Raw genomic sequence first — 21,306 nt, 5'->3', positions numbered from 1 at the left:
GGGCACCTCAGGATGATGGTTGAGATTTGCCAATGCAGTCTGCAGAGGATGTCTCCGATGGGCGACATTCGCTGCCCGCGATGCTTTCGCCGCGCCCGCGCTCCCTTGAGCGGCCGGCGCCGGGGCGCTAAACCGGGCGGATACCGATGGAGTTTGCGAATGGCTGAGCCTACCCCGGAAGCCGTGCCTGTCGTCACCGCCGCGATCCTCGTCATTGGCGACGAGATCCTGTCGGGACGGACCAAGGACAAGAACATCGGCTATATCGCCGAATACTGCACCAATATCGGCATCGACATCCGCGAAGTCCGGATCGTGCCGGATGTCGAAGCGGAGATCGTCGCGGCGGTGAACGCGCTCCGCGCCCGCTATGACCATGTCTTCTCGACCGGCGGCATCGGACCGACGCATGACGACATCACGGCGGATTCGATGGCCAAGGCGTTCGGCGTCCCCATCGACCATGATCCGCGCGCCGTCGCCATCCTGACCGACCATTATGCGGCCGGGCAGCTGAACGAGGCGCGGATGCGCATGGCCCGCATTCCGGCCGGCGCCGACCTGATCTTGAACAAGGTCTCCAAGGCGCCCGGCTTCACGCTCGAAAACGTGCATGTCATGGCCGGTGTGCCGTCGATCATGCAGGCGATGTTCGACGAGGTCGCCGCCAAGATCCCGACCGGCGCCAAGATGCTGTCGCGCACCGTGCCGGTCGGCATGGGCGAGGGGCGGATCGCCAAGCAGCTCGGCGAGATCCAGCTCGAGTTTCCCGACGTCTCGATCGGCAGCTATCCGAAGATGCTCGACGGGTCGTTCGCCACCGACGTCGTGCTGCGCTCGCGCGACGCCGCCCGCCTCGACGAGGCGGCCCAGACCGTCGAGAAGATGGTCGCAGCCATGATGCAGGCGAATAGCTGACATGTCGGCAATTTCTGTGGATCGCGCGCCGATTCGATTGCATGACGGCAAGCCCCGGCACACACGTTCCGCTCCATTCACGCGCAGGAGACAATGATGGTCGATGCTCGCAGCGACAAGGCGTTTCCCGTATCCTGGGATCAGTTCCACCGGGATGCGCGGGCGCTGACCTGGCGCCTTTCGGGCGACCAGAAGTGGCAGGCGATCGTCTGCGTGACGCGCGGCGGCCTCGTGCCGGCGGCGATCGTGGCGCGCGAGCTCGGCATCCGCATGATCGAGACGATCTGCGTCGCCTCCTATCATGACTACAAGGAGCAGGGCTCGCTCAAGGTGCTGAAGCCGGTCAGCCAGGAGATCATCGATCTCGGCGGCGGCGAGGGCGCCGGCGTCCTGGTCATCGACGATCTCGTCGATACCGGCCGCACCGCCCGCCTCGTGCGCGACATGCTGCCGAAGGCGCACTACGCGACGCTCTATTCCAAGCCCATGGGCCGCCCCGTTGTCGACACCTTCATCACCGAAGTGTCACAGGATACGTGGATCTATTTCCCGTGGGACATGGGTCTCGCCTTTCAACCGCCGATCGTCGGCTAGGAGACAAACAAATGACCGAACCGAACGAACCCGCCGACGAGGATTTCGAGGCCTTTGCCGAAGAGTATGAGGAGCATCGCGACGCCCTCTACGACCTGATCTCGGACTATGCCGACAACGAGCAGCTCGATGACGGCCTGCTCGCCGCCATGGTGCTCGATCTCGCCGTCTCCCTGCGCATGATCGGCTACGCCAACAGCGTCGAGAAGCCGTCCGTCAGCGGCCTGAAGCTGGAACTCGACCGCTTCAGCAAGGACGCGGAAGAGCATGCGCGTTCCGCCAAGCAGGACGCTGAGAGCTTCATCGCCGAAGTCAAGGCGCAGCGCGAAGAGGGCGAAGGCGAGGCCTGATCGGCTACGCTTCGCTTGAGTTTGAACGGCGGCGCCATCGAATGGCGCCGCCGTTTTTTTGTTTTCAGTTCCGCTACCCGCGCGTCACCATGGCGATGCCGATCGCGATCGGGATGATGCCGAGGCAGTCGACCAGGCTGACCGGCTCGCGGAATACCAGCCAGCCGAAGAAGAGGCCGAGTGGCGGCATCAGGAAATGCAGCGACGACGCCTCGGTGGCCGTCTTCTTCCGCAGGAGTCGAAACCAGAGCAGGTAGCCGCCGATCGACGTCACGACCACCAGATAGAGCCAGCCGCCGATGAGCGCCGGTGTCAGACGGACATCGCCGAGGCTCTCGGTTGCGAGCGCCAGGGGCAGCAGCAGGATCCCGGCCGAGAGTGATTGGATCGCCGTGCCGGTCCAGAGATCGCCGCCGGGCTTCAGCTTCTTGAACAGGATGGTGCCGCCGACCAGCGCCACCAGCGCGGCCAGCACCAGCAGCGTGCCGTGCCAGTCCTCCGCACCGCCCACGAGCCGCGAGCGCAGCACGATGCCGACGCCGATCATGCCGAGGAGCAGCCCGCCGAGCTTCAGCGGCGAAAGTCGCTCGCCCAGAACCGGGCTGGCGACCAGCGCGGTCAAAAGCGGATTGGCGCTGATCAGTACGGCCGTGAAGGCGGAGGATACCGTCCGCATGCCGGAGTAGCTGAGGCCGAGATAGAGCGCGCCGTTGAGGGCGCCGAGAACGACCCAGCTCGCGGTCGTGCGCCGGTCCGGCCATGACGGTCGACCGACGAGCGCGGCCAGACCGAACAGGAACAGGCCGGCGACCAGGAAGCGGCTCGACAGTAGGATCAGAGGCGGACAGTCCGGCAGGGCAAGCTTCCCCGCCGCGAAGGCCGAGCTCCAGATCAGGCAGAAGAGCGCGATCAGCCCGAGATCGGCGAGGCTGCCGCCGCGCCCCATAGGGATCGGTGTCACGGCTGCTGGGGTTGCCACTCTATCGGTCATGCTCTGTCTGCCTGCTGGTTGAAACGCCGGCCGCGGCCGGGCTCCAAGGCAGTAGGCGTTCTGTCAGCCATTTGGAAATTCGATGTTTGGATGATATTCATTCGATAAATCGATGCCCAAGGAGGCCTCGCCATGTTCGACCTCGATCTGCTCAAGACCTTCGTCTCCGTCGTCGATGCCGGCGGATTCACCCGCGCCGGCGAGCGCGTGCATCGCACCCAGTCGACGATCAGCCAGCAGATCCGCAAGCTCGAGGACCTGGCGGGAGCGCCGCTTCTGGTCCGCGAGGGCAAGGGCGTCGCGCTGACGCTCGAAGGCGAGCGGCTGCTCGGCTATGCCCGCCGCATCCTGGCGCTGTCGGAGGAGGCGCGCAGCGTCGTCGGCGCGTCTTTCGCCTCCGAGCATGTCCGTCTCGGGCTCACGGAGGATTTCGCCGTTGCCGAACTGACCGGGCTGGTCGCGCAGTTCGCGCGACTGCGGCCGGAATGCCGGCTCGATGTCCGCTGCGATCTCTCCGTCGAGCTGGAGCGGGGGCTGGAGCGCGGCGACCTCGACATTGTGCTGATGAAGCGCGACGCCGGCGGCGGCCCGGCCGAAGGCGTCTGGCCGGAGACGTTGGTCTGGGTCGGCGCGCGCGATGTCGACTGGAAGAGCGTCGATCCGGTGCCGCTGATCGCCTTCCCGCAAAGCTGCCGCTATCGCGACCGCGCCGTGCATGCGCTGGAAAGCTCCGGTCGGCGCTGGCGCATCGCCTATGAGAGCGCCAGCCTGATCGGCATCGAAGCGGCGATCTCCGGCGGGCTCGGCGTCGCGCTGGTCGAGGCGCGGGCGGTGCGGCCGGGCTATGTCGTCCTGTCGGGAGGCGGGTTCTTGCCCGTCCCGCCGACGGAGCTGGCGCTTCGGGTCGCCTCGGGCGCGCGCCGTCCCGTGCGGGATCTCGCCGATCTCGTCATCGCCTTTTGCGAGCGGGAAGGGCTGGCGCGCGCCGCCTGAGGCGCGTCAGGCGTGAAGCGTCAGGCCTCGATCGAGAGCGACAGGCCGATCGCCTTGCCATTGCCGTCGATCGCGCTGAACACGGTCAGGCCGTCGACGCTCTCTTCCCGCCACGAGGCGATCGCGCCGGCGCGGATGTGCAGGTGCATGTCCGCTTCCATCGCGTTCAGGAAGCCATGGCTGAACGAGACGCTGGTGAGCGTGCCGGTCCAGCGGTGCTCGACGCCGTGCTTCACCGCCTTGAGCGTGACGGGCTTGCCGGCTGCTTCCGCCGCCTTTAGCGGGCCATCGGCGGGCCCGTCGCCGGGGCCGGGGCGGGCCGCCGGCGGCGCGGCGTCGAGCGGCGTGCGGGCAAGGCCCTCCAGCGCGGCGTCGAAGCGCTCGAGCCCGTCCAGCGCGGTCATCTTGGCGATGGTGTTGCCGTCCGCGTCGAAGATCTCGATGAAGGGCAGGACGTTCTTCATCACCATCTGGTCGGTGACGATTTTGGCGATCGCCGCGAGCTCGAACCGCGTCTCGCGCGCGGGGCCGCGCAGCACGGCGAAGCCATTGTCGAGCTCGACGCTGTCGATCGCGCCGAGGCCTTCCAGCAGCGCACCGTCGGCGCGCACGCCGAGGATCATGTTGCCGATCGCCGGCACGCGGCTCAGGACGGCGAACGGGTCGAGCGCGAGCGCCTGGCGATGCGAAACGGGTTCAGTCACGGGTTCGGTCATGGGAGCACCTTCTTTGGCTCGTCGTCGAATGTCGGTCGGGCGAGCCGTCGTGGTGCCACGAATCCCCCGCGCCGGATGTAGCAGCGGGACGCAACCGATTTGAAGGGGAATTTCGCGCGATGCGTCGAGGAGCCCGCCGCAGGAACGCGGTTCGCGGGAATAAATCGTTATGAAACAAGGTGTTGGGAGATTTCGGCAGTCCTTGCCGAAGGCGCGTTTGGCGCCGCGTAGGCGCCTGGTGCGGGCGGCGGGGATCGAACCCGCATGACCGAAGTCGAGCGATTTTAAGTCGCTTGCGTCTACCAGTTTCGCCACGCCCGCAGCGGCGGCTTTCTGCCATCTCTGGCGCGCGATGGATAGCCAAATCGCGCGGAGCGAGAGCCGGTTGTGCAAATCGGCTCTCGCAGGGCGGTAACCGCCCTTCGCTCACGCGGTCGCCGGCTTGCTGCCGCGCTCCGCCGTCCGAACAATGGCGTCGATCACCGTTGCGTCGAGTTCGGCCGGCAGGTCATGGCCCATGCCGTCGAGGAGCAGAAGCTCGGCGCCGGGGATGGCTGCCGCCGTGTCCTCGCCGCAGGCCGGCGGGATCAGCGGATCGTCCGTGCCGTGAATGACGAGGGCCGGGACCTGGATGGTCGCGAGCCGCGCCCGCCGGTCGCCAGTGACGGCGATCGCCGCGATCTGCCGGGCGGAGCCGGCCGGGTCATAGGCGCATCGAAGCTCGCCGAGAAGGAACTCGCGATGGAGCGCTTCGTCGAACGGGTGGCCGGCGATACGTTTCGCGAAGGCGAGCCGTGCCGCCAGATAGCCGGCCTCGTCGGCGAAGGGGTCGGGCGTCGGGCGCATCATCATCGCCATCACGTCCGGCGCGGCCGAGGGAAGCGCCGGATTGCCGGTGCCGGACATGATCGAGGTCAGCGACAGCACGCGATCCGGATATTCGCTGGCCACGATCTGGGCGATCATACCGCCCATCGAGCGGCCGACGACATGCGCCCGCGAGATCGCCAGCGCATCGAGAAGGCCGATCGCGTCGGCGGCCATTTCGTGGAGGGTGTAGGGCACGGCCGGCCGTCGTCCCGCCCCGAGCTCGGCGGCAAGCGCACCGAAGTCCGGAGCCGGATGATCGGAAAAATGGGTCGAGCCGCCGGCGTCGCGATTGTCGAAGCGGATGACGCGATAGCCGCGCCGCGCCAACGCCTCGCAGAACGACAGGGTCCAGCGGATCCGCTGGGTACCGAGGCCGGAGATGAGCAGGATCGCCTCGGCGGCATCGTCGCCGAAGCTGTCATAGGCCAGGTCGATGCCGTTGGCTTTCAGGTGGGGCATGGTCACACGCGCTTTTGCCGGGGTGAGAAGATGCCTCTATTATTACCCGGGTAAAATAGATGTCAAGCGTGACGGCGGCTGCCATGGGGAATGAGCGCGCACGATCGCCTGCGGAGGCAGTGGGCGCGGGATCTCGGGAGGGGCTTCCGGGGTGCAGCCGTTCGATTGCACGGCCGCTCTGCGTGCTTCGAGACGGCCCTGCGGGCCCCTCAGCATGATGAGGGTGGCGTTTTGCAGAGGCCTCCTGAGGGAGAGGCCGACGGCCGAAGAGACACGGAGAAAAACGGCGGTGCGTCCACCGCCGGCCGGCCCGCCCTCAGAGATCGATGTCGCCTTCCGGCGACCTGGCCTGGATCGCGGCGACGGCGGCGAGCAGGATTTCCGCGACGCGGTGCTGCTCGATCGAGGAACTGCCAACCTTGCCGGCGATCGCCGCTTTCAGCGCGCGGCGGGCGTCGTTCAGCTCCGGCACGACGCCGGGTATGTCGCGGTCCGGCCGCTCGTCGCGCAGCGCCGTCTCGCCGCGATCGAACCATTCGCGCGTCCGCGCGATCCGGCGGCCGATCTTGTCGAGATGGTCGAGGATCGTGTCGGTGGCGGCGCGCCGGTCGGCGAGGTGGCGGATGCCGGCGTCCGAGATCGAATAGACGCGCTTGTTGCCCTGCGTCGCCACGGTCGCATGCCCGGCCGTCTCGATGGCGGTCAGGGTTGGATAGATGACGCCGGGGCTCGGGCTGTAGCTGCCGGATGTCAGTTCCTCGATCGCCTTGATGATCTCGTAGCCGTGGCGGGGGCCACGCTCGATCAGCGAGAGCACGACGAGGCGGAGATCGCCATCGGCGACCATCCGGCCGACGCGCAGGCCTTCGCCGCCGCGGCCGCGCACGGTGCTGCCGGGGCCGGGGAGGCGGCGGGTCGGGGTATCTCGGTCGGTCGGGGTCTGGCCCATGAGAAGGGGTCCGATATATCGTAAGGGTATCCATCGCTAGAAGCATGCAACCCCTGCGTCAAGATATATCTTACGACATGTCGCGCAATTTACGAACCCGGCATCGGCTTCGTTCCGCCTTGGGCTTTCCGGATGCGCGCTCGCATGTGTGGCGGCCGTCATTGTATGATGATGCGCCGTCCGCATGATGTCAGCGGGTCCGATCTAAAAAGAGCGACGCAGCCCCCATGGATATGCCGACTGCCATCCCGAGCCCCGCCACCAAGGAAATCCCGCTCGACGCGCGGCGCTGGCGCAAGACGCTGTTCGGCATGCTGCTCGATTCCCGCGCCCGCTTCGGCGGCAAGCGCGAGGTGATCGAGGACAACCAGCGCAAGCCGATGACCTTCGACCGCGTGCTGATCGGCGCGATGGTGCTCGGCCGGATATTTGCGCGGCGTACCCAGAAGGGCGAGCGGGTCGGCATGCTGCTGCCGAACGTCGCCACGGTGGCGCCGGCCTTCTTCGGCCTCGTCGCCTTCGGGCGCGTTCCCGCCATGCTGAATTTCTCGGCCGGCCCGAAGAACCTGCTCGTCGCCTGCAAGGCGGCCGAGATCCGGCATGTGATCTCGTCCCGGCGCTTCGTCGCCGAGGGCAAGCTGGAAGAGCTGGTGGCGGCGCTCTCGGCCCATGTCGAGATCATCTGGCTGGAGGATCTGGCGAAGACGGTTACGGGATTCGACAAGGTGCGCGGCGTCGTCTCGTCCTGGTTCGCGCGCCGGCTGCATGGCTGGTCGGGCGCCAAGCCGGACGATATCGCCGTCATCCTGTTCACCTCGGGCTCGGAAGGCGCGCCGAAGGGCGTGGCGCTGACCCACGCCAACGTGCTCTGCAATGTCGAGCAGTTCCTGCGCACGCTGGCGCTCCGGCCGGACGACTCGCTGTTCAATCCGCTGCCGGTCTTCCATTCCTTCGGCATGACGGTCGGCCTGATCGCGCCGTTCGCGATCGGCATGCGGGTGTTCTTCTATCCGACGCCGCTGCACTACAAACAGATCCCGACGCTGGTGCGCGAGAGCGGATCCACCATCCTGATCGGCACCGACACCTTCGCCGCCGGCTGGGCGCGCATGGCGGAGGCGGGGGATTTCGCCAATCTCCGCCTCGTCGTGCTCGGCGCCGAGAAGATCAAGCCGGCGACCCGCACGCTCTGGCGCGACCGCTCCGGCATCGAGCTGTTCGAAGGCTACGGCGCCACCGAGGCGGCGCCCGTCGTTTCGGCCAATACGCCGCTCTATCACAAGGACGGCACGGTCGGCCGGCTGCTGCCTGGCATGTCGTACCGGATCGAGCCGGTGCCGGGCCTGGACGAGGGTGGCCGGTTCTGGATCAAGGGACCGAACGTCATGCTCGGCTACATGCGCGACAGCGCGCCGGGCATCCTCGAGCAGACGCCGGACGGTTGGCACGATACCGGCGACATCGTCAGCCTCGACCCCGAGGGCTACATCACCATTCGCGGCCGCGCCAAGCGCTTCGCCAAGATCGGCGGCGAGATGATCTCGCTGGCCGCCGTCGAGGCCTATGCGGCGCAGGTCTGGCCCGACAACGTCCATGCCGTCGTTTCCGTGCCGGATGAGCGCAAGGGCGAGCAGCTGGTGCTGGTGACGGATCGCGTCGCGCCGGATCGCAACGCGCTGATCGCGTCGGCCAAGGCGCATGGCGTTCCGGAAATCATGGTGCCGAAGCGGATCGTCACGGTCGAGGCGTTTCCGATGCTGGCGACCGGCAAGACGGATTATCTGACTATCGCGGAGCTGGCTCGCCGGGGAGGCGCGGCAGGCGGGGAATGATCGCAGGACATGCGTTCGGTGGTTGACCCGACGCAGTTACATCCATAGCGTGCGCGCCAGCTGGCGGGCCTCGATGGCCGTCCCTGACGCATTGGTACGAGTTGCCATGTATCGATCCAGGTAGAACGGCATGAGCGAATCGACCGGAGGCATGAAGGAGTTGGCGCGGACGTTCGCGCCAGGTCTCGGGGCTGCCTGCGTCGTCGCGGCGGTCGTCTTCGGCATATCGCTTTTCGGTATCTACACGCGGCCGCTCGGCTTCCTGGCGGCGCTCTGGCCGGCCAATGCCGTGCTGCTCGGCCTCTTCGTGCTCCGGCCGGGGCTGGCCGGCTGGCCAGGCTGGGTCGGGGCGATCACAGGCTATCTCGCCGCCGGCTATGTCAGCGGCGACGCCCTCGTCACCAATCTCTGGCTGACGGGCGCCAATTTGGCCGGCGTCGTGACCGGTTTTGTCTTGTTCCTGCGGCTCGATCCGGAGGATCGCGCGCTGCAGCGGCCGCTCTCCGTCCTGCACATGCTGCTGATCTCCGTTGCCGCCGCCGCCGCCTCGGCGCTGGTCGGCGCCGGGCTCACCATCGATCCGACGCTGCGCACCGGCCTGGTCTTCTGGTTCATCTCGGAGCTCGGCAATTACGTCGTCGTGCTGCCGGTGCTCCTGACCGCGCCGACGCCGTTCGACGTGCAGGCTTTCGGGCGATGGCTGCGCGACGTCGTGCCCGAGGCGTCGACGACGATGCCGATCGCGGCGCTCTGCCTTTCCGTCGCAGCCTCCATCGCCATCGGCGGCCCCGGCGCGATCGCCTTTCCGGTTCCCGCGCTCCTCTGGTGCTCGCTTACCTACGGCCTGTTCCCGATGAGCATCATCGTCATGCTGTCGAGCCTGGCGATGCTGTCGGCGGAAGTCGCCGGCCTCTTGTTCCTGCCGACGAGCCTCGACGTCTTCGACCGCAGCACCTCGTTCCGCCTCGGCATCACGCTGGTGGCGCTCGGGCCGCTGACGGTGACGACGATCACGGTGGCGCAGCGGCGGCTGCTCAAGCGGCTCGACCACGCCGTCAGCATGGACGGCCTGACCAACATCCTGGCGCGACGCGCCTTTCTCGAGCGCAGCGGCGCGCTGCTGGCCCGCCCGCAATACAATCTGTTCTCGGGCGTCGCCGTGCTGATGATCGACATCGATCACTTCAAGCAGGTCAACGATCTGCACGGCCATGCCGTCGGCGACGCGGTGCTGATCGCGGTGACTGATGCGATCGGCGGCGAACTGCGCCGCAACGACCTGTTCGGCCGGATCGGCGGCGAGGAGTTCGCCGTCACCTTGCCGGATATCACACGGCAGGACGCGATCGCCATGGCCGAGCGGCTGCGCCATGTCATCGAGCGGCTGCTGATCCCGGCCGGCGCCGGTCCGGCGCTCCGGACGACGATCAGCATCGGCATCGTCCACCGGGTGCGCTATCCGAGCGGCGGCGTGATCGAGATGCTGCCGCTCGCCGACGCGGCGCTCTACCAGGCGAAGGCGAGGGGACGCAACCGCATCGTCTGCCACGCCCCGCCGCCGCGCGCCGCGGCCGCCGCCACGGGGTGAGGCCTTGATCCTCGGCTGCCTCTTGTTGAGGAGGGGAGGCCCGGCTTCACCTCTCCCACAGGGAGAGGTCGACGGCCGAAGGCCGGCGGGTGAGGGGTTGCGGCCTCACCGGAGAATTCCCAACCCCTCACCCGGAGCTTCGCTCCGACCTCTCCCCATGGGAGAGGTGAAGGGGCGGCGCCCTTCAGGCTGCGTCCTGGCCCGGCTGCCAGCCATAGATCCAGTCGTAGCGCTTGAGCAGGCTGGCGCCGCCGAGCGCGGTCATGGTCATGTCGCGGGCGACCGCCATCGGGCCGCCGAGATGATAGATCTGCCCCGCCTGCCGGGCCGTCTTCCAGACGCGCGTGGCGCGCGGGCGGCGGATCGCCTCGTAGCGGCGGAGCGCCTCGGGGACGCTGTTCCCGGCGGTCGCGATCACGGTCGCCAGCGCGTCGGCGTCCTCGATCGCCATGGCGGCGCCCTGGGCGAGGAATGGCACCATGGCGTGCGCCGCGTCGCCGATCAGCGCAATCCGGCCGTCGACCCAGCTGCCGCGCGGGTCGACCTCGGTTAGGCACCAGCGCGTCCATTGCAGGTCGAGGCCGGTGAAGCGGCTGACGAAGCGCGTGCTGTCGGCGTCGAAGCGGCGGCGCAGCACGGCGGCGTCGCCCGGCGCGCTCCATTCCGGCCCGTCCCAGTCTTCCTCGATCACGACGATGACGTTGATCAGCCGGCCGCCGCGCACCGGATAGATCACGACATGCGCGGCGCGGTTCAGGAGCACGGTGGTGCGCTGATGCGGCAAGTCGCGCGGGGCGATGCCGATCGGGATCGTCGTGCGCCAGGCGGTGCGACCCGAGGGCTTGAACGGCGCAGCACCGGGGACGGCGCTGCGCAGCGTCGAGCGGACGCCGTCGCCGGCGACGAGGCAATCGAATTCATGCGCCGCGCCGTCCACCACCAGCGTCGCCGCCTCGGCGGACTGGCGGGAACCGGTCACTTCTGCGCCGAGCTTCAGCGTGATGCGGGGATCGGCGTCGACGGCTTCGAGCAGCAGCGCCTGCAGATCGGCGCGATGGACGAGGCGATAGGGCGCGCCATAGGCGGCGCGCGCTCTCTCGCCGAGCGGCAGGGTGACGATCGGCTCGCCGGTGCGGCCGGAACGCATGTCGATCGCTTCCGGCAGCACCGCGGCGCGGTCGAGGGCGGCGGTCAGGCCGAGCCCCTCGAGGATGCGGCCGGCATTCGGCGATACCTGCAGGCCGGCGCCGACTTCCGAAAGCTTCGCCGCGCGCTCGAACACGGTCGAGCCGATGCCGCGATGAGCAAGAGCGAGGGCAGTCGTCAGGCCCGCAATGCCCGCGCCCGCAATTCCGACGCGGAGAGGCCTCATCGAAAGCGGCTCAGGCCGCGACGGGCTCGACGTAGAGATGGCCCGGCGGCAGCGTCTCGGGGCCGTGCAGGCGCGGATTGAAGCGGTAGAGGGTCGAGCAGTAGGAGCAGACCTTCTCCGAGTCCTCGCCCATGTCGATATAGATGTGCGGATGGTCGAAGGGCGGCTTGGCGCCGACACACATGAATTCCTTCACGCCGATTTCAATCGTCTCGACACCGGAATCATTGTGGAAATGGGGGATCACATGGGCGGCCATGGCGCGGGTCCGTCGGTTCGAAGCAGCAATTGGCCGGACCATAGCGTCGCAGGCGCGGGATGAACAGGGTGGCGAGAGGTGTGTCGTGGCGACACCTTGGCGCGGTCGGCCCGATCCGTCATAAGGGCGGGACATCGATCGCGGATCTCCCCATGCAAAATTTCCAATCGAACGGCGTCTCCCTGGCCTATCTGGATGAAGGCGAGGGCCCGCCCATCCTCCTCATCCACGGTTTCGGGTCGAGCGCCAGGGTCAACTGGGTCAATCCGGGCTGGGTCGACACGCTGGTCAAGGCCGGCCGCCGGGTCATCGCTTTCGACAATCGCGGCCATGGCGCCAGCGACAAGCCGCACGACGTCTCCGCCTACCGCATCGCCGCCATGGCGGAGGACGCGCGCAACCTCCTGAAGCATCTCGGCATCGCGAAGGCCGATGTCATGGGCTACTCGATGGGCGCCCGCATCACCGCCTTCCTGGCGCTGACGCATCCGGAGATGGTGAAGGCGATCGTCCTCGGGGGCCTCGGCTACGGCATCGTTACCGGCATCGGCCCCTGGGAGCCGGTGGTCGACGCGCTGCAGACGGACCACCCCGAGACGATCACCGATCCGATCGGCCAGATGTTCCGCAAGTTCGCCGAGCAGACCGGCAGCGACCGCGTCGCGCTCGCCGCCTGCATGAAGGCGACCCGCCAGCCAATCTCGGCCGACGACCTCGCGACGCTGCATGTGCCCGTCCTGATCGCCGTCGGCGAGCGCGACGAATTGGCCGGCTCCGCCGCCGATCTCGCGGCCATCATCCCCGGCGCCGAGGTGCTCGACATCCCGAAGCGGGACCACATGCTCGCCGTCGGTGACAAGGTCTACAAGGCCGGCGTGCTGGAATTTCTGGCCAGGCGCGGCCTGAGCTGAGCGGCGGGAAGCGACGCGTTTTCAAGGACTTGAAGGGGATCGCGCAGAGATTGATTCAGCCCACGGCGGCGTTCCGCACGGCTTTGCCGGGGAGCTGTTTTGATTTCCGTTGCATTTTCACCTCCGGCCGATATGTCTTCGACCTTTGCCGCTCCCCGTCGCCGGAAGCGGCTCGGAGCATTATTTACTCAAGGGTGCCGGTTTTGCGGCATCCGGCACCATGTTAGGGTGCCGATCGAAAATGGCTGCGGCGATGCTTGGCAGCGAAGGAGTGGTCTATGTCAGCTGTTAATTCCCGCGTCGTCGGTGAAGGGGTCGCCAGCTTCGATCCGCTCTGGTCCGAGATGCGGGTCGAGGCCGAGGAGATCCTGCGCGTCGAGCCGGCGCTCGCCAGCTTCGTCTACGCCACCATTCTCTCGCAGACGCGCCTTGAAGACGCGGTCGCGCACCGGATCGCCGAGCGCCTGCATCACGCCGACCTGCCGGCGGAGTTCATCCGCCAGGCCTTCGCCGAAGCCTTTGCGTCGGAGCCGGAGATCGCCAGCGCGGTCCGGGTCGACATCCAGGCTGTCTACGACCGCGATCCCGCCTGCAACCGCGCCATCGAGCCGGTGCTCTATTTCAAGGGCTTCCACGCCATCGAGACCCATCGCCTGGCCAACTGGCTCTGGCGTCAGGGCCGGCGCGATTTCGCCTATTACTTGCAGAGCCGTTCCTCGTCGGTGTTCCAGGTCGACATCAATCCGGCCGTGCCGATGGGCAAGGGCATCTTCCTCGACCACGCCACCGGCCTCGTCGTCGGCGAAACCGCCGAGATCGAGGATGACGTCTCGCTGCTGCAGGGCGTGACCCTCGGCGGCACCGGCAAGGAAACCGGCGACCGCCATCCGAAGGTCCGCCACGGCGTCCTCATCGGCGCCGGCGCCAAGATTCTCGGCAATATCGAGATCGGACCCTGCTCGCGCGTCGCCGCCGGCTCGGTCGTGCTGCATTCGGTTCCGCCGAACACGACGGTCGCCGGTGTCCCGGCGCGGGTGGTCGGCAAGGCGCCCTGCGCCGAGCCGTCGCGGATGATGGACCAGATCCTGCCGGATCAGGCATAATACCAGACGACTTTTCGTGGGCTGTGGCGGCGCCGCTCGGGGCGGCGATGCGACGGGCCGTGGCGCGGATGCGCCATGGCAATGCCCTGTTGTTCCCCGTTGATCAGGAGATGAAATTGGATCGCAAAGAGGTCCAGAAGCTCGAGAGCTTCTTCCAGCGCCGCTTCAATTCGAAGGGCATCACCATTCGTCCGCGTCCCCGCAAGGACGATTCCGCCGAGGTCTATTTCGGCGACGAGTTCGTCGGCGTCCTGTTCCGGGACGATGAGGAAGGTGAACTGTCCTACAACTTCACCATGGCCATTCTCGACATCGATCTCGAGGAAGCCTGAGTTTTCCGCGCGGGAGGCCCCGGTCTCCCGAGGTGTAGCCATGATTGGCGCCGGCTCCCGGCGAGCGCCGATCGTGGGTGCCGCGACAGCGTTTCGAGCGAAGCGGATACCGGTTCGCGCGGACGAAGACGCGACAAGACAGACAATCGGGCGTTCCGTCGTTTCCTTGAAGCGATGCGACGCTCCGGAGCGGACGCGGATCGCGTCCGGCGACCCCGGGTCGCGGCGGCGCTCAGCCGGGACCGGCCACCCTCGCGCTGACGAACTGGATCCGCCATGGCCATCTACGCCCTCGACGGCATCTCGCCGGAACTCCCGCCCGCCGATCGCCACTGGGTCGCGCCCGACGCGACGCTGATCGGCAAGGTGACGCTCGGCGACGAGGTCGGCATCTGGTTCGGCGCGGTGCTCCGCGGCGACAATGAGCGCATCACGGTCGGCGCGCGCTCGAACATCCAGGAGCATTGCGTGCTCCACACCGACATGGGCTTCCCCCTCGAGATCGGGGAGGGCTGCACGATCGGCCATCGCGCCATCCTGCATGGCTGCGTGATCGGCGACAACAGCCTGATCGGCATGGGCGCGACCGTCATGAACGGCGCCCGCATCGGTTCCAACTGCGTCATCGGCGCCGGCGCGCTGGTGCCGGAGGGCAAGGTCATTCCAGACGGATCGCTCGTCGTCGGCATGCCGGCCAAGGTCATCCGCGCGCTCGACGAGACGGTGTTCGCAAAACTCCGCGCCGGCGCCGACCACTATGTCGCCAACTGGCGCCGTTATGCAGCAGGCCTGCGCCGGGTCGATTGATCGGTTCGGCCGGCCAGAGTTCGGACTGCATTTCCAACACTCGACCATGATCCTGAGGTGCCCGGCGAAGCCGGGCCTCGAAGGAGGGTCCAGGAAATACGTCTGATGGGGCGGATCTCGTCGGCAAACCGGAGTGCCTCGCTGGAGCCTCCTTCGAGGCTTCGCTGACGCGAAGCACCTCAGGATGATGGCGGAGGCTGGTGGATCGGCCTGGGAGGCTCAGGGCTTCGGACGGATGCCCGCTAGCCGAAGCTTCCAGCCAGACCTCAGTTTCGAGCTCCGGACTGGATATCGGGGATGAGGTGGCGCGTAGCCGGTCGATCGGCGACCGTGTCTTTCTTCCGGACCGCATTTGCAAACTCTCGACCATCATCCTGAGGTGCCCGGCAAAGCCGGGCCGCGAAGGAGGGTCCAGGAAACGCTCATGATGTAGGCCCGAAACGGAGGGCGCAGGATGCGCTCCGTCAGCATCCATCCAGCCTCCCCGAGGGAGAGGCGCCCGCTCCTAGCGGCGGATGCTGCCGACCAGCGTCGGGCGGTCGTCGTCGATCGAGACCCAGCGGCCGCTGTTGCGGTCCGACTGGCGCTTGACGAACTGGTATTCGGTCTCGCCCCAGAGCTTGATCTTCGGCTCGAGATTGTCGAGCACGAGGTCGCCGCGATCGGTGCGGACGGTGAGAACGGCGTGGCCTTCGCCATTGGTCTGGCGGACGACGGTGATCAGAACGGCGCCTGCCGGCCAGCCGCGCTCCATCAACTCGCGACGCTTCAACAGGACGAAGTCTTCGCAGTCGCCTTTACCTTCGTCCGGATAGTTCCAGTATTCCTCGCGACCATAGAGTTCGAGGTCCGTTACAGGCTCGATCGCAGTATTGACGTTGTCGTTGACGGCGATCAGCTCGTTCCACCGTGTCACCGTGAGGTGCATCGGGGTCGTGTCGCGCGTGGTCTCGTTGCATTCGACCGGCATCCGCGAGCAGAGCTCGTGATGCCCGACCGGCTGGCTGGTCTTCCCCGTCACCCGCATGAAGGCGGGGTGTTCCTGCGCGGCGGCGCTCGCCACCAGGCCGAGGACCAGGGCAAGCCCGGCAATGCAACTCGATACGCGTACAAACGACATAAAACCGTCCTCTTGTCTGAGGAAGACTATGCCATATAGACTTTTACTCGGATCTAAGCCAAGTGCGATGTTTCTAATCGACTTCTCGTCGAATTATAATTGCAATTTAAGCTTTGGTTTAATGAACGATTAACCATTTGACCTTGGGCGATTGTCTCCCCGGCGTGGACAATGGCGCCCGGGGTGGTTCACCGAAATGGCGGAAATGCAGGCTTTGTGAAGCGGCTGTGTTCGCGCCGCCACATCATGGTTAGGAAATTGTGAATAATCGCGGCCGAGGGGCGGCGAGGGGCCCGCGCGAGGCCTTTTGGGGCAGCGCGATCGTCATGCGATCGCTGGACATCGCTGCCGCAGTCCGCCGCCGAGGCGCGCGGGCGTCATGTTCCGTCAGCGCCGGCCGCCCTCGAAGACGACGAGGCGCGGGCGTCGCGAGCCGTCCGGCTCCGAGGCGCCGGAAGGCTCGGCCTGCCGGTCGCCCTCGGGCGAGGGGATCGTGCCGGGGACGGTGGCGGGCGGCGTGGAAGGGAGCTTCGCGGCGCGCGGGGCGACGGGGCGGCGCGGGCGCTTCGTCTCGCTGGGCGCGATCCGGGCGGTATCGACGATCGTCTGCCGCGTCAGCGGATGCAGGCCGAGCCAGTAGGGCCGCTCGACCGGGGCGAACAGGCCGAGGACGCGGTCGATCGCCAGGCCGTCCTGGCTGAGCGGCAACAGGATCATTTCGGCGGTGAGCGTCTGGCCGCGGCCATTGAAGCCGGTGAGGCGGTGAACGATCACCGTGCCCTCGCGCACTGATTGCAGCGACGCCGTCATCGCGCGGCGCTCCTCGCCGCTCCAGAGCGAGCGGAAATCCTGGCCCGTCAGCTCGCGGCCGAAGATGGCGCAGAGGCGGGTGCCGGCGAGCCGGAACGGAAAGGCGCCGTCCTCGTCCGCCTGCAGGATGAACATGTCGCCGAGCAGGCCGCTGATCTGGTCCGGCGCGATGTCGCGGCGGATGGGCGCCGGCGCGGCGCCGCGCTGGCGGTTCCAGTAGGCGTAGAGCGCCGCGGTCGATGGATGCTGCATGGCGTCCACTTGCTGTGTCGGGTCTGTCCGTGCCTCCCCGCTAGGGGGCTGGCCGAATTGCTGCTTTCGCGGCATTGGTTAGGCCGTCATAGCATGCGGCCCGGAGGCCCGGGTCTATTCCCTCCGGATACGGTTACGCACAGGTTGACGGTATTTTGAGATTGCACTCAATTTTGAAGCGTGACAGTCTGACCTTGTTCACGGGGCGTCTTATGCCGGGGGGCTAGACGGGGCGTGACAAGGCCGTCCGTGCGCGCCCATTTGAGAAGCGCGCCGGACGGCCGACTTGTTTCTGGACCCCGCTGGTTTTCTGAGCCCGCCGCGTCGATCCGCTTGCGCCGACATGGCGAGCCGACTATCTCCGATGGACATGAGCCCCAGAAGCGAACGCGCGGCGCGCGAGCCGGTTTTCAATCTGCCCGCGGTCATCGTCGCCTCGCTGGCGGTGCTCGCGATCGTGCACATCGTCCGCGTCTATGTGCTGACGGAAGCGCAGGCGAGCTGGTTCATCGCCGCCTTCGCCTTCATCCCGATTCGCATCACCGGGCCCGACATTCCGGGCTTCTACTGGCCCGGCGGGCTTGCCGGCGACGTCTGGACCTTCTTCAGCTACGCCTTTCTGCATGGCGACTGGATGCACTACGCCGTCAACGGCCTGTGGCTGGCGGCGTTCGGCACGCCGCTGGCGCGCCGGTTCGGCAGCGTGCGCTTCCTGATCTTCTCGCTGCTGGGGGCGGCGGCCGGCGCGGCGGCGCATATGCTGCTCTATCCCGCCGGCACCTCGCCGCTGATCGGAGCGTCGGCGGCGATCTCGGCGCAGATGGCGGCGTCGGCCCGCTTTGCCTTTTCCGCCGGCGGCCGGCTCGGCGGCGGCATCGCCCGCAGCGACGCCGATTTCCGCCCCGCGCTTTCGATCGTCGAGATGTTCCGCGACCGGCGCATTGTCGCCTTCCTCGGCGTCTGGTTCGTCTTCAACCTGCTGTTCGGCCTGTTCTTCACGCCGCCCGGCGTGACGACCAGCTCGATCGCCTGGGAGGCGCATCTCGGCGGCTTCGTGTTCGGCCTGCTGGCCTTTCCCTGGTTCGATCCCGTAGGCAGGGCGCGCCGGGCATAGCGCCGCAACGGCGCCGCGCCTTGCAAACGGCGACCCACGGCCCCATCATCGCAGGGATCGGCAGGAGCGGGCGCTATCGCCGCGCCGGCCTGCGACAGGACCGCTGAGATCGCGGCCTGATGCCTTGGGGTTCGGACTGGTCCACCTCGAAGAGCGGCCGGCCCCGTCAACAGGGAGCCGACGCCCATGACCGTAGCTGCCATTTTGTCCAGGAAAGGCCGGGAGGTCGTCACCGTCCCGACCGACCTCAGTATCGCCACCGTGATCCAGATGCTGGCCGAGCACCGGATCGGCGCGGTGGTCGTCACCGACGGGGATCGCCGTATCCTCGGCATCGTCTCCGAGCGCGACGTGGTGCGGGCGCTGGCCCGCGGCCCCGGGGCGCTCGATGGCGTGGTCGAGAGCATCATGACCGCCAAGGTGGTCACCTGCACCGACCGCGACACCATCAACGACGTGATGACGCGGATGACCGAGGGGCGTTTCCGCCACCTGCCCGTCGTCGAGGATGACCGGCTCGCCGGCATCGTCTCGATCGGCGACGTCGTCAAGGCGCGGATCGAGCAGGTCGAGCGCGAGGCCGACGAGATGCGCGCCTATATCGCCATGGCCTGAGGCCGGGGCGAGCCGGGTTCCGGCGGCGCCGGTTGCGGCGCCGCGCCGAACTGCGTCTCGTGCAGACGGGCATAGACGCCTTGGCGCGCCAGCAGTTCGGCATGCGTGCCCTGCTCGACGATGCCGTCGGTGCCGACCACCACGATGCGGTCGGCATTGCGGATCGTCGCCAGCCGGTGCGCGACGACCAGCGTCGTGCGTCCTTGAGACAGCTCCGCCAGCGATTGCTGGATCGCGAATTCGGTCGCGGTATCGAGCGCCGAGGTCGCCTCGTCGAGGATCAGGATCGGCGGGTTCTTCAGGAAGATGCGGGCGATCGCCAGCCGCTGCTTCTGGCCGCCGGAGAGCTTGACGCCGCGCTCGCCGGTCAGCGTGTCGAGCCCGTCCGGCAGCGACAGCACGAACTGGTCCAGCGCCGAGCGGCGCAGCGCCTCGATGATCTCCTCATCGGTGGCGTCGAGCCGGCCATAGGCGATGTTGTCGCGAATGGTGCCGCCGAACAGGAACACGTCCTGCGCCACGATGCCGATCTGGGCCCGCAGCGACGCCTGCGTCATGTCGCGGATGTCGATGCCGTCGATGGTGATCGCGCCGCTATCGACCTCGTAGAAGCGGGGCAGCAGCGAGCAGATCGTCGTCTTGCCGGCGCCGGACGGACCGACGAAGGCGACCGTCTCGCCGGCGCGGATCGTGAGGTCCAGCCCCTGCAGCACCTTGCCGTGCTCGTTGTAGCCGAAGTCGACGTCGCGATAGACGATGTCGCCCTTGAGATGGTCGACGGCGATGGCGCCGGGCCGGTCGGCGATGTCGGGCGCGGTATCGAGCAGCGAGACGAAGCGCTTGAAGCCGGCGATGCCCTTCGGATAGCTCTCCAGCACCGAGGTGATCTTGTCGATCGGCCGGAAGAACACGTTGACGAGCAGCAGGAAGCCGACGAAGCCGCCATTGCTCAGTTCGCCGCGGATGACGAAATAGGTGCCGGCGATCATCACCACGAGCTGCACGAAGCGCGTGCTGAAATAGGACATCGCCAGGCTCGCCGTCATGTAGGCATAGGCGCTGAGCTTGGTGGTCTTGTAGCTCTCGTTGTTCTCGGCAAACAGGGCGCGCTCATGGTCCTCGTTGGCGAAGGCCTTGACCACGCGGATGCCGCCGACGCTCTCGCCGACGCGGGTGTTGAAGTCGCCGACCTGGCGGAACAGCCGGCGCCAGTTCTCCGTCATCCTGGCGCCGTAGCGGCTGACCAGCCAGGTGATGACCGGGATGATCGCCGTGGTGATCAGCGCCAGCTTCCAGTGCACCAGGAACATCAGGACGAAGGCGCCGACGAAGGTCATGACGGCGATGAAGACGTCTTCCGGCCCGTGATGCGCGACCTCGCCGACCTCTTCCAGGTCCTTGGTCACATGCGTGATCAGGTGGCCGGTCTTGTTGTTGTCGAAATAGCGGAAGCTGAGCTTCTGGATGTGGTCGAACGCCTCGCGGCGCATGTCCGTCTCGATGCTGATGCCGAGCGCATGCCCCCAATAGTTGACGATCGCCATCAGGCCCGTGTTGAGGACGTAGATCACCAGGAGCAGCGCCGCGACGCCGGCGATCCAGCCCCAGTTCTGGCTCGGCAGCAGCCGGTCGACGAACACCTTCACGGCGAGGGGGAAGCCGAGCTCCAGCAATCCGGCGAGAACCGCGCAGCCGAAATCCAGGAAGAACAGCCGCTTGTAGCGGGCGTAATAGGAAAAGAAGCGGCGCAGCATGGAGGGTCTCGGTGGGTTTGCCGGAAAGGCAGGGCGGCCTCCGTCAGCCGCCATAGACCTTTTTCGGGTCGAACAGCGGCACGTCGCCGGTGAAGTCGAGCGCAAGCGTCGGGCTGACCTTGTGGCCGACCGGAACCGTCCGGTAGAAGCAGCCCTTGCGGCCGGTGTGGCAGTTGGCGCCGGTGCCGGCGGTCGCGACCTTGATCAGGATCGCGTCCTGGTCGCAGTCGACCCGCATCTCCTTGACGGTCTGGGCATGGCCGCTGGTCGCGCCCTTGTGCCAGAGCTCCTGGCGCGAACGGCTCCAGTACCAGCCTTCGCCGGTCTCGATCGTCTTCGCCAGCGCCTCGGCGTTCATCCAGGCCAGCATGACGACGTCGCCCGTCTCGAAATCGGTGACGACCGCCGCGATCAGGCCGTCGGCGCCGAAGCGCGGCATCAGCGTCGTGCCTTCCTCGACCTCGGCATGCGAGCCCGGGGCGGCGAAACGGGGCGGGGCGGTATCGGGCGTGGTCGTGGTCATGTCGAACTCCGGCTGTCGCGCCGGGCATAGCGCCGGCGCGATCGCAAGGGAAGGGGTCGTGGCGGCCGATGGCC

General features: G+C 67.3%; 22 protein-coding genes and 1 tRNA gene. 12 read left to right on the top strand and 11 right to left on the bottom strand.

What is annotated here, in order from left to right; all coding sequences use genetic code 11:
* The first annotated feature begins 159 nt into the window (after positions 1–159).
* The 3 genes from K32_RS14070 to K32_RS14060 all read left to right on the top strand — a co-directional run bounded on the left by K32_RS14070 (position 160) and on the right by K32_RS14060 (position 1,862).
* Positions 160–918, top strand: a complete 759-nt coding sequence (locus tag K32_RS14070) for a molybdopterin-binding protein (protein ID WP_201400131.1) — start codon at positions 160–162, stop codon at positions 916–918.
* A gap of 96 nt (positions 919–1,014) precedes the next feature.
* Positions 1,015–1,512, top strand: coding sequence for a xanthine phosphoribosyltransferase (gene gpt / locus K32_RS14065; protein ID WP_201404495.1), 498 nt, complete (start codon positions 1,015–1,017; stop codon positions 1,510–1,512).
* 11 nt (positions 1,513–1,523) lie between these two features.
* Positions 1,524–1,862, top strand: a complete 339-nt coding sequence (locus K32_RS14060; protein WP_201400130.1) for a hypothetical protein — start codon at positions 1,524–1,526, stop codon at positions 1,860–1,862.
* Positions 1,863–1,935: 73 nt separating this feature from the next.
* Here K32_RS14060 and K32_RS14055 read toward each other — a convergent pair whose 3' ends face one another.
* Positions 1,936–2,823 (bottom strand): DMT family transporter, encoded by an 888-nt coding sequence (locus K32_RS14055; RefSeq protein WP_244669505.1) that lies wholly within the window; start codon positions 2,821–2,823, stop codon positions 1,936–1,938.
* Positions 2,824–2,985: 162 nt separating this feature from the next.
* On the opposite strand from K32_RS14055, the gene K32_RS14050 reads away from it, so the two are divergent.
* Positions 2,986–3,846, top strand: coding sequence for a LysR substrate-binding domain-containing protein (locus K32_RS14050; RefSeq protein WP_201400129.1), 861 nt, complete (start codon positions 2,986–2,988; stop codon positions 3,844–3,846).
* Positions 3,847–3,866: 20 nt separating this feature from the next.
* Here the strand turns inward: K32_RS14050 and K32_RS14045 are convergent, their stop codons facing one another.
* From K32_RS14045 to K32_RS25060, 4 genes are all read right to left on the bottom strand, one after another.
* Entirely contained in the window at positions 3,867–4,562 is a 696-nt protein-coding gene (locus tag K32_RS14045) for a hypothetical protein (RefSeq protein WP_201400128.1), read from the bottom strand.
* Positions 4,563–4,798: 236 nt separating this feature from the next.
* Positions 4,799–4,883, bottom strand: a tRNA-Leu gene (locus K32_RS14040).
* A 105-nt stretch (positions 4,884–4,988) separates the two neighbouring features.
* Positions 4,989–5,891 carry an alpha/beta fold hydrolase gene (locus K32_RS14035; protein ID WP_201400127.1) on the bottom strand — a complete coding sequence of 301 codons (903 nt, stop codon included), beginning with the start codon at positions 5,889–5,891 and terminating at the stop codon, positions 4,989–4,991.
* 316 nt (positions 5,892–6,207) lie between these two features.
* Positions 6,208–6,840: a PadR family transcriptional regulator gene (locus tag K32_RS25060; protein WP_201400126.1), complete on the bottom strand. Its 633-nt coding sequence runs from the start codon at positions 6,838–6,840 to the stop codon at positions 6,208–6,210.
* 227 nt (positions 6,841–7,067) lie between these two features.
* Here K32_RS25060 and K32_RS14025 point away from each other — a divergent pair, with 227 nt between their 5' ends.
* Positions 7,068–8,672, top strand: a complete 1,605-nt coding sequence (locus K32_RS14025) for an AMP-binding protein (RefSeq protein WP_201400125.1) — start codon at positions 7,068–7,070, stop codon at positions 8,670–8,672.
* 130 nt (positions 8,673–8,802) lie between these two features.
* Positions 8,803–10,260 carry a diguanylate cyclase gene (locus K32_RS14020; protein ID WP_201400124.1) on the top strand — a complete coding sequence of 486 codons (1,458 nt, stop codon included), beginning with the start codon at positions 8,803–8,805 and terminating at the stop codon, positions 10,258–10,260.
* A gap of 184 nt (positions 10,261–10,444) precedes the next feature.
* Here K32_RS14020 and K32_RS14015 read toward each other — a convergent pair whose 3' ends face one another.
* Together K32_RS14015 and K32_RS14010 are read right to left on the bottom strand one after the other, a co-directional pair.
* Positions 10,445–11,632, bottom strand: coding sequence for an FAD-dependent monooxygenase (locus K32_RS14015; RefSeq protein ID WP_201400123.1), 1,188 nt, complete (start codon positions 11,630–11,632; stop codon positions 10,445–10,447).
* Between the two features lie 10 nt (positions 11,633–11,642).
* The gene (locus tag K32_RS14010) at positions 11,643–11,891 is read right to left on the bottom strand and encodes a zinc-finger domain-containing protein (protein WP_201400122.1); all 249 of its coding nucleotides are present in this window, start codon (positions 11,889–11,891) and stop codon (positions 11,643–11,645) included.
* A 137-nt stretch (positions 11,892–12,028) separates the two neighbouring features.
* Here K32_RS14010 and K32_RS14005 point away from each other — a divergent pair, with 137 nt between their 5' ends.
* The 4 genes from K32_RS14005 to K32_RS13990 all read left to right on the top strand — a co-directional run bounded on the left by K32_RS14005 (position 12,029) and on the right by K32_RS13990 (position 15,044).
* Positions 12,029–12,802 (top strand): alpha/beta fold hydrolase, encoded by a 774-nt coding sequence (locus tag K32_RS14005; RefSeq protein WP_201404493.1) that lies wholly within the window; start codon positions 12,029–12,031, stop codon positions 12,800–12,802.
* Positions 12,803–13,080: 278 nt separating this feature from the next.
* Positions 13,081–13,905 (top strand): serine O-acetyltransferase, encoded by an 825-nt coding sequence (cysE, locus tag K32_RS14000; RefSeq protein ID WP_201400121.1) that lies wholly within the window; start codon positions 13,081–13,083, stop codon positions 13,903–13,905.
* 110 nt (positions 13,906–14,015) lie between these two features.
* Entirely contained in the window at positions 14,016–14,237 is a 222-nt protein-coding gene (locus tag K32_RS13995) for a DUF3126 family protein (RefSeq protein WP_371813037.1), read from the top strand.
* Positions 14,238–14,513: 276 nt separating this feature from the next.
* A complete protein-coding gene (locus K32_RS13990) occupies positions 14,514–15,044 on the top strand; it encodes a gamma carbonic anhydrase family protein (protein ID WP_201400119.1) in 531 nt (176 codons plus the stop codon).
* Between the two features lie 505 nt (positions 15,045–15,549).
* On the opposite strand, the gene K32_RS13985 is transcribed toward K32_RS13990, so the two are convergent.
* Both K32_RS13985 and K32_RS13980 read right to left on the bottom strand, forming a co-directional pair.
* Positions 15,550–16,164, bottom strand: a complete 615-nt coding sequence (locus K32_RS13985; protein WP_244669502.1) for a transglutaminase-like cysteine peptidase — start codon at positions 16,162–16,164, stop codon at positions 15,550–15,552.
* 387 nt (positions 16,165–16,551) lie between these two features.
* Positions 16,552–17,226 carry a PAS domain-containing protein gene (locus tag K32_RS13980; RefSeq protein ID WP_201400118.1) on the bottom strand — a complete coding sequence of 225 codons (675 nt, stop codon included), beginning with the start codon at positions 17,224–17,226 and terminating at the stop codon, positions 16,552–16,554.
* Positions 17,227–17,596: 370 nt separating this feature from the next.
* Here K32_RS13980 and K32_RS13975 point away from each other — a divergent pair, with 370 nt between their 5' ends.
* Entirely contained in the window at positions 17,597–18,340 is a 744-nt protein-coding gene (locus K32_RS13975) for a rhomboid family intramembrane serine protease (protein WP_244669501.1), read from the top strand.
* A gap of 186 nt (positions 18,341–18,526) precedes the next feature.
* Positions 18,527–18,955, top strand: coding sequence for a CBS domain-containing protein (locus K32_RS13970; protein WP_201400116.1), 429 nt, complete (start codon positions 18,527–18,529; stop codon positions 18,953–18,955).
* On the opposite strand, the gene K32_RS13965 is transcribed toward K32_RS13970, so the two are convergent.
* Together K32_RS13965 and hisI are read right to left on the bottom strand one after the other, a co-directional pair.
* Complete coding sequence (locus K32_RS13965) at positions 18,937–20,709, bottom strand: ABC transporter ATP-binding protein (protein ID WP_201400115.1); 1,773 nt, start codon at positions 20,707–20,709, stop codon at positions 18,937–18,939. The genes K32_RS13970 and K32_RS13965 overlap by 19 nt on opposite strands.
* Positions 20,710–20,752: 43 nt before the next feature.
* Positions 20,753–21,232: a phosphoribosyl-AMP cyclohydrolase gene (gene hisI / locus K32_RS13960; protein WP_201400114.1), complete on the bottom strand. Its 480-nt coding sequence runs from the start codon at positions 21,230–21,232 to the stop codon at positions 20,753–20,755.
* Positions 21,233–21,306: the final 74 nt, after the last annotated feature.

The organism is Kaistia sp. 32K, assembly GCF_016629525.1.
Classification (GTDB): Bacteria; Pseudomonadota; Alphaproteobacteria; order Rhizobiales; family Kaistiaceae; genus Kaistia.
The sequence above is the reverse complement of the archived record's forward strand: the minus strand, read 5'-3'. Positions and strand labels throughout refer to the sequence as shown.